Raw genomic sequence first — 373 nt, 5'->3', positions numbered from 1 at the left:
GTGCCACACTTGAGCAAGCTGTTAATAGCGCGACTTCTAGAGGCGTTCTTGTTGTAGCGGCATCTGGGAATTCAGGTGCAGGCTCAATCAGCTATCCGGCCCGTTATGCGAACGCAATGGCAGTCGGAGCTACTGACCAAAACAACAACCGCGCCAGCTTTTCACAGTATGGCGCAGGGCTTGACATTGTCGCACCAGGTGTAAACGTGCAGAGCACATACCCAGGTTCAACGTATGCCAGCTTAAACGGTACATCGATGGCTACTCCTCATGTTGCAGGTGCAGCAGCCCTTGTTAAACAAAAGAACCCATCTTGGTCCAATGTACAAATCCGCAATCATCTAAAGAATACGGCAACGAGCTTAGGAAGCAC

The 373-nt window shown here is 50.7% G+C and carries 1 pseudogene; it reads left to right on the top strand.

The features are described from left to right. A pseudogene (locus CHH91_RS18005) lies at positions 1 to 373 on the top strand (alkaline protease); the annotation flags it as partial.

Origin of the sequence: Virgibacillus sp. 7505, from assembly GCF_002272135.1 — a bacterium.
Lineage (GTDB): Bacteria > Bacillota > Bacilli > Bacillales > Amphibacillaceae > Terribacillus.
This window is presented reverse-complemented; position numbering and strand designations above follow the sequence as displayed.